Source organism: Lactobacillus sp. ESL0237, from assembly GCF_003692985.1.
Classification (GTDB): Bacteria; Bacillota; Bacilli; order Lactobacillales; family Lactobacillaceae; genus Lactobacillus; species Lactobacillus bombicola.
In genome coordinates, this window is sequence record NZ_REHE01000010.1 from 132,898 (window position 1) to 145,349 (window position 12,452).

Annotated in this window: 12 protein-coding genes and 2 tRNA genes; 1 reads left to right on the plus strand and 13 read right to left on the minus strand. The window is 33.4% G+C overall.

The features are described from left to right. Positions 1-14: 14 nt before the first annotated feature. From F5ESL0237_RS06020 to F5ESL0237_RS06030, 3 genes are all read right to left on the minus strand, one after another. The gene (locus tag F5ESL0237_RS06020) at positions 15-2,510 is read right to left on the minus strand and encodes an ATP-dependent Clp protease ATP-binding subunit (RefSeq protein ID WP_122024899.1); all 2,496 of its coding nucleotides are present in this window, start codon (positions 2,508-2,510) and stop codon (positions 15-17) included. A gap of 582 nt (positions 2,511-3,092) precedes the next feature. Next, positions 3,093-3,166 (minus strand) — tRNA-Pro (locus F5ESL0237_RS06025). Positions 3,167-3,209: 43 nt separating this feature from the next. Beyond that, positions 3,210-3,281 (minus strand) — tRNA-Gly (locus F5ESL0237_RS06030). Between the two features lie 155 nt (positions 3,282-3,436). Here F5ESL0237_RS06030 and F5ESL0237_RS06035 point away from each other — a divergent pair. Beyond that, complete coding sequence (locus F5ESL0237_RS06035; RefSeq protein ID WP_122024900.1) at positions 3,437-4,249, plus strand: DUF2785 domain-containing protein; 813 nt, start codon at positions 3,437-3,439, stop codon at positions 4,247-4,249. 144 nt (positions 4,250-4,393) lie between these two features. On the opposite strand, the gene F5ESL0237_RS08535 is transcribed toward F5ESL0237_RS06035, so the two are convergent. The 10 genes from F5ESL0237_RS08535 to hslO form a co-directional block, all read right to left on the minus strand. Further along, on the minus strand, positions 4,394-4,528 hold the full coding sequence (locus tag F5ESL0237_RS08535; protein WP_233551660.1) for a site-specific integrase: 135 nt from the start codon (positions 4,526-4,528) through the stop codon (positions 4,394-4,396). Between the two features lie 190 nt (positions 4,529-4,718). Next, positions 4,719-4,883, minus strand: coding sequence for a hypothetical protein (locus F5ESL0237_RS08405; RefSeq protein ID WP_158592404.1), 165 nt, complete (start codon positions 4,881-4,883; stop codon positions 4,719-4,721). A 21-nt stretch (positions 4,884-4,904) separates the two neighbouring features. Further along, positions 4,905-5,672: an ABC-2 family transporter protein gene (locus F5ESL0237_RS06045; protein WP_233551937.1), complete on the minus strand. Its 768-nt coding sequence runs from the start codon at positions 5,670-5,672 to the stop codon at positions 4,905-4,907. 67 nt (positions 5,673-5,739) lie between these two features. Then, complete coding sequence (locus tag F5ESL0237_RS06050; protein WP_233551940.1) at positions 5,740-6,423, minus strand: ABC transporter permease; 684 nt, start codon at positions 6,421-6,423, stop codon at positions 5,740-5,742. Continuing rightward, on the minus strand, positions 6,410-7,357 hold the full coding sequence (locus tag F5ESL0237_RS06055) for an ATP-binding cassette domain-containing protein (protein ID WP_122022148.1): 948 nt from the start codon (positions 7,355-7,357) through the stop codon (positions 6,410-6,412). Before F5ESL0237_RS06055 ends, F5ESL0237_RS06050 begins: the two co-directional genes overlap by 14 nt. Positions 7,358-7,684: 327 nt before the next feature. Next, on the minus strand, positions 7,685-7,858 hold the full coding sequence (locus F5ESL0237_RS06060) for an adenine-specific methyltransferase EcoRI family protein (protein ID WP_233551942.1): 174 nt from the start codon (positions 7,856-7,858) through the stop codon (positions 7,685-7,687). Between the two features lie 275 nt (positions 7,859-8,133). Next, positions 8,134-9,672 carry a lysine--tRNA ligase gene (lysS, locus tag F5ESL0237_RS06065; RefSeq protein WP_122022149.1) on the minus strand — a complete coding sequence of 513 codons (1,539 nt, stop codon included), beginning with the start codon at positions 9,670-9,672 and terminating at the stop codon, positions 8,134-8,136. Positions 9,673-9,692: 20 nt separating this feature from the next. Continuing rightward, the gene (dusB, locus tag F5ESL0237_RS06070) at positions 9,693-10,715 is read right to left on the minus strand and encodes a tRNA dihydrouridine synthase DusB (protein ID WP_122024902.1); all 1,023 of its coding nucleotides are present in this window, start codon (positions 10,713-10,715) and stop codon (positions 9,693-9,695) included. 106 nt (positions 10,716-10,821) lie between these two features. Further along, complete coding sequence (locus tag F5ESL0237_RS06075) at positions 10,822-11,445, minus strand: histidine phosphatase family protein (RefSeq protein WP_090092363.1); 624 nt, start codon at positions 11,443-11,445, stop codon at positions 10,822-10,824. Between the two features lie 117 nt (positions 11,446-11,562). Further along, the gene (gene hslO, locus F5ESL0237_RS06080) at positions 11,563-12,429 is read right to left on the minus strand and encodes an Hsp33 family molecular chaperone HslO (RefSeq protein WP_122024903.1); all 867 of its coding nucleotides are present in this window, start codon (positions 12,427-12,429) and stop codon (positions 11,563-11,565) included. Between the last annotated feature and the right edge of the window lie 23 nt (positions 12,430-12,452).

Genomic DNA, 12,452 nt, shown 5'->3' on the forward strand with positions numbered 1-12,452 from the left:
AGATGTCAATGTTATTACTTAACATTGGCCAAATTATCTTTTGTTGTCCTAATTAAATCAAACTTCAATTTTTTCCTATTACATCCTATTTTCAAAGTATCACCACTTTGCAAGTCTCCCTCAATTAGCATTGAAGCAACTTGATCTTCAATATCTTTTTGAATTGCTCGCCGCAATGGTCTAGCACCCATTTCTGGATCATAACCATCTTGAGCAATTTTATCAAGAGCCGCAGGCGATATTTTAAGTTGAATCCCCTGTTTATTCAAACGTTCAATTAATTTACGCGTAAGTAAAGTTACCACTTGCCTTAATTGTTTTTGATCAAGTTCGTCAAAGATAATACTTTCATCAATTCGATTCAAAAATTCTGGTCTAAAAAATTGTTTTAGTGCTTCTTTTACCCGATCTTGACGTAATTTTACCTGGTTAGAATTATCAGCACTAAAACCAACAGCCTTGGTTTCAAAGATTGAGCGTGAACCCAGATTGGAGGTCATAATAATAATGGTATTTTTAAAATCAACTTTACGTCCCTTTGAATCGGTTAAAAAGCCATCATCAAGGACTTGCAATAGCAAATTAAATACATCAGGGTGCGCCTTTTCAACTTCATCTAATAAAACTACAGAATAAGGATGACGCCGAACTTGTTCAGACAACTGCCCACCTTCATCATAACCGACATACCCAGGAGCTGAACCAATCAATTTGCTACTAGCAATTTGATCCATATATTCTGACATATCGATTCGGATTAAATTGTTTTCTGAGCCAAAAACGGTAGCAGCAATAGCTTTAGCAAGTTCGGTTTTGCCTACACCAGTTGGCCCTAAGAAAAGAAATGAACCAATTGGACGATTCTCATCTTTAATACCACTACGGCTACGACGAACTGCCTTACTAATTGACGAAACAGCCTTATCTTGACCAATAATTCGTTGGTGTAAATTATTTTCAAGATTAGCTAATTGTTTGGTTTCATTTCGACTCATTTGTGTTACTGGAACACCTGTCCAATTAGATACCACCTTGGCAATATCTTCAGGATGAACAATTGCCCCATTTTTCTCTGATTTTTTCATACGACTATAAATTTGATCTTGCCTTACTTGCAGACTATTTTGTCGTTCTTGTAATTGCGCTGCCTTCACAAAGTTTTGATTAACTGCAGCCTGATTCTTTTGTTCAATTACTTTTTTAAGTTGATCACTAATTTGAACTAATTGATTATTTGTACCTGTACCAGCTTTGATTTTAACAGATGCACTAGCTTCATCAATTAGATCAATTGCTTTATCAGGCAGATAACGATTAGAAATGTATCGACTAGACAAGTCAATTGCATTTTCTAACGCTGCCTTATCAATTTTAACATGATGAAATTTTTCATATTTAGGTTTTAACCCGGATAAAATAGCGAAAGTTTCTTGGCGTGATGGTTCAGTTAAACGTACAATCTGAAAGCGCCGAGCTAATGCTTGATCTTTTTCAACGTATTTTTGATATTCGTCAAAAGTTGTAGCACCAATCATTTGTAAATCACCGCGGGCCAACGATGGCTTTAAAATATTAGCAGCATCAATTGAACCTTCAGCACCACCTGCACCAATTAAGGTATGCATTTCATCCACAAAAAGAATGATTGTACCATCATTAGTAATTTCCTTAATAATTCTTTTGAGGCGGTCTTCAAATTCACCCCGATACTTCGTTCCAGCAACTAAGCCACCCAAATCTAAAGAAATCACTTGTTTATCCAATAAGTCATGCGGTACTTGCTTACTTACAATTGCAGTTGCGATTGCTTCTGCCACAGCCGTTTTCCCCACTCCTGGTTCACCAATCAAGACTGGATTATTTTTATTACGCCGGGACAAAATTTCGATTACGCGAGCAACTTCCCGATCACGCCCAATAACTGGATCAATTTGACCATTTTTTGCGCGCTCATTTAGATTTACTGATACTTGATCTAAGGTTGGAGTAGTACTGTTAGTTTTATCATTAGCCTCTACATTACCATAATTTGACCAGCCCTTGTCATCATTTTCATTCAAATCAAGCAGTTGGTCGTCTTCCCCTAAACTATGTAAAATATCATTTTTTAAGCCATCAATATCTACATTTAGATTGCGTAAAATTACTGACGCTAAAACTTGTTCATTAAAGACAAGTGCTAAAAGAATATGGCTAGTTTTAATTTTAGTAGCCCCTTCACGTCCTGCTAACGTAGCGGCATAGGCTAAAACCATAGTTAATCTAGGCGACATTTCCATATAAGTAGCTTTACCAGCTGAACCATAACCAGTATAGCGTTCGATTTCTTCACGAACTGCTGTTGAAGTTATTCCCCAAGATCTTAAGTCCTTGCCAGCTTCACCATCAGACTCAATTACCATCGCCAATAGCACATGTTCAGTACCAATTAAGCGATGGTGAAAATTTTGTGCTTGTTCACGTGCAATTTCTAAAACTTGATTTGCACTGTTAGTATAAGTTTTTTTCATCATAGCACCACCTTTATAAATGACGTGTATTCACTATATACTCTTTTGCTGAATTGTAAATTTTTTTGTTTCAAGAATATATTAGTTCACGTTAAACATCGCAATTATTATAGCAAAGACTGTACTGTGATGCTAACTTTCCTATCTCTTTCATTATGTTTACCATGTGTCTTACCGTAATCTTAAGCAAATCGCTAACTATTCCTTTATAAGTCTTTTCCCGTGTTTGTTCTAGTGGCAAGAAAACAGCTTCACTAATTTATTTCAGTTTCTGTTAAACAAACAAAATTGAGCTCATATAACTTTAGAAATTATTCCAGAAGATAAATAAGCTTAGTCTGGTTCCACTGTTAAATTAACCCTTATTTAAATAAAAATTTAAACAATACAAACTAATAATCAACCTGTTAATAACTAAAAAAACAGATACATGATAGCGGCCTATTTTAGGTAATTTTGTATCTTTATAAAATATGAAGTCTTTTAGCCTAATTTCAGGTAATTTCAAAAAAATCAGAAAAAAATAAAAATGCCTTAGAATCAACATTTGAAGCCAATTGAAACTAAGACAAATCTTCATTATCGGGAAAACAGGATTCGAACCTGCGACCTCTACGTCCCGAACGTAGCGCTCTACCAAACTGAGCTATTTCCCGTTTAATAAAAAAACTCACCTAAAGTGGTGAGTCTTTATTATAGAGCGGAAGACGGGATTCGAACCCGCGACCCCCACCATGGCAAGGTGATGTTCTACCACTGAACTACTTCCGCAAGACATCTATTATTATAGCAGACAGATATAGTTTTTCAACCCTTTTTTAAAAAATCTAACTAGCTAATTACTTTATAAAACAAAAGATTATTATATATTAGTAAAAATTAGGTATACTTTTTACCAAGTAATAATTAAAAAAGGGGGAAAAGCCATGCAAAATGAACTAGAAAATTTATTGTACTTACCAAAAAATCAACTATCCTTTACTGATCAACATGTATATATACTCTTAAATAATCTTGGTAGTATTGATCCACATCTTCGCGATAACCTTAGTTACAGTCTTTTAGCACGTGGTTTTCAGGAAAATTCCTTTAACAAAGAGCAACTTAGAATAATTATCGATTTTTTTATTAATAAAAAGACCTTGTTTCATCAAATTACTGAACCTGAGAATGATGCTGTTTTTTTGCGCACATTCACTGCCCTATTGGGAGCACTAATTTTGGCAATGGATAGCGACCAGACGGTTTTAACCAACGATGAACGGCAAACAATGTTCAACTGGAGTATTACATATTTAGAATTAGAAAAGGATCATCGCAGCTTTGTCAAAAATAAAGGTTGGGCGCATAGTATCGCACATGGTAGTGACTTTTTAGCTGCAACATTGCAACATCCCAAATTTATCATTCAAGACCAAATAGATCTTTTAAATTTAATCCGAACAATTTTTAACAATATGCAAACTACCTTTGTTGATGATGAAGAGAAACGCTTGGCTTATGCTTTTTTTCAAGGGCTTAAGACTCAGAAATTTTCTACTTCTACTTTTATTGAATTCATTAATGAATTTAATACTGAACGCTACCAAAAATTAGCCAATGACAATTTACTCGGCTGGCATCAATTGAGTACTTGGTTAGCAATGCTTCAAAGTTGGTATTTTCTCCTAGAAAAAAGGCCTGAATTACAAGTGCCAATTGCTAATTTAATTAAAAAATATTATGATGCTTATAAATAAACGTTGACCTATCAAAAAAACAGGTATGACAATGTCATATCTGTTTTTTGATAGGCTTATTTTAGCTAAGTTTTCTTCAACTTAACGTTAAATATCTTCAAGATGCTCTGGAAACATTATTAGGAAGAGTTTTTAGCCTGCTCATTAATCTTCAAACTGTATGAGCTGTTCTGGTTTCAGATCCTTAGTTACATCAACATATATACCTAAATTTGTTTGAATGTCCAAATGTCCTAAAGCTTCTTGAATAACTTTTATATTTATTCCAAATTCAATCAATCTAGTAGTAAATATATGCCGTAATGTATGACAACTAAAGTTAAGTAATAAATTTTTTACTTTATTTAATAGGATTTTTACTTAAAGCGTTGAAATTAGCATCCCTAATAAGGTGTATTAATGCCATATCCAGTTTTGCCTAGCTTTTGAACAATCATAGAACACAAGTGCTTGACTACAGGCTCTTTATTTAAACTCTAACATTTTCACCTAATTCAGGATTACCTGACTTACATGACTTACGAATATAAGTTAGCTTTTCTTCTACATGATTAAAGAAAGCCAATTCATCTTTATTAAAAATAAACGATGGGGTTACATCTAGCTTAGTATGCTGTAATCTTGTACGTCCCATGTCACTCACTTACTTTAAAATTTAATTAGCCGAAACATACTTTTTTATTCCTAATCTCCATAAAAATCTAGAAATTACATAAAAAAGGACCAATAAAATCAAATAATAAATAAAATATGACTGTATTCCATATTTCAAAAATTCATTAGTGATATTCGTTGCTAATAATATAGGTATCACGAATACAAAAATATTTTGTATTATTTTAGGAAATATTTTTGTAGGCCGTGATGCAAAATTGAATAAATCTTCAACAACTCCACCTAATCCTACTAATCCGTTAAACCAAAATAAAAAAGTTAAACATATTTGATTCAAGACAAAAATCATCAAAGCAGTTGTAATTATTAAAATATTAACAACTATAAATTGAAATTGTGTTATTACTTCTTTATTTAGAAAAATGATTAGCAAAATATATGTAATTATAAAATTAAAAATACTTGGAATATCTATACCTCTAATTGCAGATAGCCAATACGAAGAACTATGTCTGATTAGAATATAATCTAAATTACCTTCTAAGATATCATCATTTAGTTCTTCATGTCCTAATATAAAAAATATATTATAGACATATGTAGAAGAGTTAACAAAAGTTATTAAAATAAAATATTGATTTTCAGTCCAACCGGGAATACTCCGATTATCAGCATAATAAATATTTCCTGTTACTAATTCAATAATCAAAAATATCAAGGCTAAAACAAAAGTTATAATACTTGCTGTTCTATAAATCAAGAATTCTTCAATACTTTTTTTCCAGATTGTTTTACCAATTCTTATCATGCACCTACACCTTCATACTTTTTAATTCCTATTTTAAAAATATATTTTCTAAGGAAATTAAAACCAACTAGCCATAAAAAACTACAAAAAAATATTTAATAATCGCATTATTATTGCCCCCACTAATTATCAACCTTGCAGGTACATCAGTAACCAAAGAAAAGGGATTATATTGCAGCCAACTATAAATTCTTTTATCCAGCATATTTAAGGGAAAGTACAATCCGCCCAGAAGTAAGTAAATTGCGTTTATGCCGTTACGTAAGGGCCACATATTAATAATCCAAAAACTTAATTCTCCAAGTAACAACATCAAGTTAAAAAACATAAAATTTGCAACTATAAAATAGAAAAACAAAAAAACAATTATAAGAAAATTGTTAGAGAGTATTACTAGTAAGACCAAATAGAATATTAGTATATAAAATTGCCTGCCAAAGCTATACAAAAAAATATACCAAAAAAGTGATATAGGTTTAGTTATATACATTGATAATCTTCCAGAACTGATTAAACCCGCTAAATAATAAAGTGGAGTAGTTGTAAATATCAAGGCAGTTGTATTAGTAAGAATCAAATATCTGGCCATGTTTATAAAATCAGAATGTGGTAGTAATAAATTCCATATCCATAAAGATACTGCCAAGTTAGCTACCTGTAATATTATTGTAAGGATTATATTAGAGCGAAAGACCAAATTATCCTTCATCCCTAAATATAAAACAGGCATATATTTTTCAATTTTTTTCATTAGCTTTATCCCATTCTTTATATATTGATAAAACCAAATCTTCGATTGTCATTCCTTGCCGATTAATAGATATTATGTTTTGCTCTCCTACACTATCAATTTCATTCTGTAATTCTGAAATTGATAGTACTTTTTCTTTAGAAACCATATTGTTATTTGGATCCAAGAATTTAACTTTAAATTTTTGATGATCGTTTATATCCACTGGTAACGAATTTAAAGATCCATCAAAAATAATGTGTCCTTGAGCTAAAATAAGTAATCGCTTAGAAATCGCTTCAATATCACGTAAATTATGTGACGTAAATATAATCGTAGTTTGATTTACCCTATTTTCTTCAAGTAAAAAATCATATATATTTTTTTGAGTCCCTATATCCAAGCCTAAAGTAGGTTCATCTAAAAATAAGTATTTAGGTGAATGAATAAGTGTACATAGCAACTCACATTTTACCCGCTGACCTAAAGATAATTTTCGAACAGGGATTTTAATGATATCTTTTAAATTCAACACTTTTATTAAATAATTTAATCTTTTTTCATAATCTTCATCATTTAATTGATAAATCGCACTGAGCATATTAAAAGTATCTATAGGTGGCAAGTTCCAAGAAAGCTGGGTCTTTTGGCCAAACATTACACCAATATTTTGATAAAATGATCTCCGGTGCAAAGCTGGATTCATATTATCAACCCTAATATCGCCTTCAGTTGGTTCTATTATCCCCGTTAATAATTTTGCAAAAGTAGTTTTCCCTGCCCCGTTAGGTCCAATCAATCCTATTAATTCACCATCAGGAATGTTTAAATTTAATGTATCAATTGCCCGCTTTTTTTGATTCTTGCGTTTAAAAAAGTCGTGCACTGAACCCATTAACCCAGGATTTTTTTCAAATGTTACATAATCGAATGAAACATTATCTAGTCTGATCATTTTTCCTCACTCATTTCATCAATAATTAATATTATACTCATATTATTCTTAATGTGAACATTTTAGATAGCCTATTTTTAAAAATTACTTTTTATTTCACAAAAAGTGAACATAAAGCCCACCATTAAGCCTTTTTGGCACTCTCAAAATCTTAATTTCAACTACTAAAATCACTTTGTGTGCCTATTTAAAATAATTTTTTGTTTAAAAACGAGTAAAAAGCCTATCAAATTAATCCTTTTAAGTACTAATCTGATAGGCTTCAATTAATTTTAAGCATAAAAATATGATGGAAAAACGAAATCATCTACATGAGTTGATTCTATCTTATATACTTTTTCCCGTAATCTTTTCTTCTTCATCATCACCAAATAAAGAAAGCTGTTGATTAACGACTGGACTTGAATCATGGCTTGTAGCAATTAATTTCTTTAAGACATAATCGTTAAAGTAAACTACAAAATATTTAAAGAAATTACTTTCAAACGGATCATCTATCAAATCAATCCTCTTTGGCCTTTTTTTGCATTTGTTATGCACTGTTTTGCTATTTAAACACCTTATAAAATTATTGTAATTATATTTTATAAAAAAATCTCATATCTATGTTTAAAAACATAAATATGAGATTTGATTTTCGTCAGCCTTTTACCAAATTAGTTTCAAAATTGATGTATTCTTGGTGTAGACACCATCATTTTTAAATAATTTAAGGATTTAAAAGTAAACCTAAACTTTATTGCTAAAACACTCTAGAAGCCTAATATTAGTCTTTCTTAGCCTTTTTTAGCTAAATCAGCCTTAACTTCTGCTTCGACGCTTTCAATATGCTCTGGACGCATTGTTGGGAAGAGTAGTACATCCCTAATTGCTGGAGCATCAGTTAAAAGCATTACTAAGCGATCAATCCCGATACCTAGACCACCAGTTGGTGGCATACCATATTCCATAGCTCGCAAGTAGTCCTCATCAATCATATCAGCTTCATCATTACCGGCTTCTCGCTCAGCCATTTGGGCTTCAAATCTTTCTCTTTGATCATCAGGATCATTTAATTCTGAAAAGGCATTACCATATTCTTCACCCATAATGTAAATTTCAAAACGATCAGTAAAACGAGGATCATCGGCATTCTTCTTGGCAAGTGGCGATATTTCAACTGGATGACCATAAACAAAAGTTGGATCAACAATTGTTTCTTCACAGTATTTTTCAAAGAAGGCATTAATAATGTGACCAACTTTCCAAAAACTTTCAACCTGAATGTTATGCTCATTAGCTATTTGAATAGCATCTTCAATGCTCATCTTTTGCCAGAAGTCAACTCCAGTTTTTTCTTTAATTAAATCAACCATGTGAACCCGACGGAATGGCTTACCTAAGTCAATCTCAGTTCCCTGATAAGTAACCTTACCGTCATCTGTAACCACATTAGCAGCCGCACGAATAATTCCTTCTGCTTCATCCATCACATCATGAAAATCCCAATATGCGGCGTACGTTTCCAGTTCAGTAAATTCTGGATTATGATGGGTATCTAAACCTTCATTTCTAAATACACGGCCAATTTCATAAACTCGCTCCATATCACCAACAATTAAACGTTTAAGTGGTAATTCAAGCGCGATTCTCATATATAAATCAATATCTAATGCATTGTGATGTGAAATAAATGGACGCGCTTCAGCACCGCCAGGAATATTATGTAAAACTGGCGTTTCAACTTCTAAAAATTCTTTTTGGTTTAAGAAATCACGAATTGCTTGAATAATCTTAGTCCGGTTAACAAAACGTTCATAACTTGCACGATTAGAAATAAGATCAAGATAACGCTGACGATAAATTTGTTCAACGTCTTTTAAGCCATGATATTTATCTGGTAATGGTCTTAGTGCCTTAGATAAGAAGGTAATATGCGTGGCACGGATTGTTAATTCACCGGTGTCAGTCTTCATAACTTCACCGTCAATGCCTAAGAAATCACCAATATCTGACTTTTTAAATATTTGATAATTTTCTTCACCAACTGCATCTTTACGTACATAAATTTGAATTTTACCAGTTCGATCGTACAAATCTGCAAAACCAACTTTACCTTTTCCTCTTTTAGCCAACATACGACCTGCAATTTTAGTCTTTGGCAATTCAGCATTTAATTCATCTTTGTCAGTATTAGCATACTTTTCATTCAAAGTTCGGGCTAAATCTGCTCGAGCAAATTTTCTCATACCAAATGGTTCAATCCCATTATCACGTAGCTCTTCCATTTTTTGGCGACGAACAATTAACTGATCATTCATTTCATTTTTAGCCAATTACTTTTCCTCCATTATATTTATAGCTTAATTTCATTTTTGACCGCTTTTTGCGCATGCCATTTTTCATATTCTGTCACAAAATTATCAAGCAAATCATAGACTTCTTGGGCAGTCCAAACTTCATTTATTTTAGCACGAGTTCGGGCTGAACGGGGAACTCCTTTTAGATAATAGGCAGCTTGCTGTCTAAATTCTGGAACTGCAATTTTTTCTCCCTTTAGTTCGACTAACCCCTTAAGCTGATGCTTAGCTGTCTCAACACGCTCTCCTACTGTCTGTTCGGGTAGTTTTTCACCCGTTTCTAAGTAATGCACCATATCTTTTAGAATCCAAGGATTACCAAGTGCTGCTCGTCCGACCATGACTGCAGTACAACCAATTTCATTCAGGGCTTTTTGAGCTAACTCAGGTGTAGTAATGTCACCATTAGCTACAAAGGGTACATCTAGTACCTGAGCTACATCATGCAAAGTCTCCCAGTCTGCTTCACCTGCATACATCTGCTTGCGGGTCCGACCATGCATCGCAATCATACTGGCACCAGCTTCTTGGGCAGCTAAAGCATTTTCAACCGCAAAAATATGCTTCCGATCCCAACCAATTCTCATTTTAATTGAAACTGGTTTAGAAACATTTTGCACAACTTTATGCACCATTTGATAAATTTTATTGGCATCAAGCAACCATTTTGATCCAGCATCAGTTTTAGTTACCTTAGGTACCGGACACCCCATATTAATATCAATAATGTCAGCAGCAGTGTGTTGGTCAATATACTGCGCCGCTTCCAGGAGTGTTGCTTCAGTACCGCCAAAAATCTGAATACTCATCGGATGTTCACGCGGATCAACTTTCATCATCGACATCGTCTTTTTATTACGATAAATTATACCGTGATCAGAAATCATTTCACATACAACTAGTCCTGCCCCAAATTCTTTACAAATCATTCTGAAGGCAGAATTAGAAACTCCTGCCATTGGAGCGACTACCACGCGGTTGGGAATGGTTAAATCACCAATTTTCCAGCTATTGTCCACACAATCATCCTTTCAAATACTCTAATATCATAACAAAAACAAACCCCTAAAGAAAATTTCATTGTAGCATTAATTAAAAAATACTATAGAAGGGCTTTTTTACCAATTAATCAGAGAAGAAATCACTTGGTGCCACCCGATTATAATAACGTAAAAAGGGCTGCTTACTATGATCAGCAACAGAAATTCTGGTAACACTTGCATTTTTAGCTTCACCAATTATTGCAATGTTAGGCGTATGCAATATGTTTTGAACTAATGCCCTTGAAGCTGTGCCATGAAATACCAAAAGTACTGTTTCATTGACATGTCTGTGTACAAGATCTTGCCAAAATTCCATCAAGCGCTCATTTAAATGCTGATAGCTTTCACCCGAACAGAAATTAGTATAATTTTCTGTAAAATAGCCTAACTCGTCAAATGCTTCGGGGTACTTGGCAAGTAGTTCTTGAGCTGGTTTCCCATCCCAATTGCCGTAGTCAATCTCTTTTAAGCGGTCATCGTAAATAATATCGTGCTTGCCACGATCTAAAATTTCAGCTGTCTGCTTTGCACGAATTAAGGGACTAGCATAGACGTAATCAATTTTTTCTATATCAAAACTATCTCCTAAAGCTGTAACTTGTTTAATTCCTGTTTCATTCAAAGGTAAATTAGTACCGGCACCATTAATGGCAAAAGTTTTATTAGTATCAGTTTGGCCATGCCGTACAATATAAACATTTAGCATTGGGCTGATCCTCGCTTTCTTATTTAGATTAACTCTTTCATTATAATAAAAACCATACGATATCGCATCTCTATTTTTATTAACATGCAACTATACTTTAAAATATTGTGCTTTTATTTATTGAATAATATTCCTTAATTCTTTTTCAGTAAATTGATATTTATTGCCGCAAAAATTGCACGTTAATTCAGCACCATGGTCTTCTTTAATCATCGTTTCAATTTGACTTGTTTTTAATGTTGCCAGAATCTGACAATATTTTTCCTTTGAGCAGTCACATTTATAAGCCACATCTTCCCTAGTTAATATTTTACAATCATTCCCTAAAATCGATTCTGCCAATTCCTCTGGTGTCATTCCAGCCAAAAAAGCGGTTGACAAAGCTGGTAAATGATCAATTCGCTCAATAGTTTTTGTAATCAGGCTGTCACTTGCCCCAGGCAATGCTTGAAGCATAAATCCACTTGCTTCACCAATTGTATTATTAGGATTAACAAAAACTGAAAGCCCTACTGCAGAAGGAATTTGTTCTGACTTGGTTAAATAATAGGCAATATCTTCCGCAATTTCACCAGATACAATAGGAACTTGCCCAGTATAGGGTTCTTTTAACCCTAAGTCCTTTGTCACTTCAAGCCATCCTTGACCAACTGCCTTTTTAACATCAATATGCCCACCCGCTTTAGCAGGCAAAGCGATATGCGGATTTTTTACATACCCCTTAACAGTTAAGTCAGATTTAGCTGTAACAATTGTAGGCCCAACGGGACCATCGCCAAGTAAGCGGATTGTGAGCTCTTCCTGATCCGTTAATTGAGCTCCTGCAAGTAATTCACCTGCAAGTAAAGTTCGTCCTAAAACAGCAGAAGCGGCTGACCAAGTATTATGTCTAGTCTGTGCTTCTTGCACTAAATTTTTAGCCGAAATGGTTAATAACCGTAAATTTTTTGTTTTGTCAATTGCTTTAATTAAGTAATCGCTCATTGTATTCTCCTAAAAAAATAGAG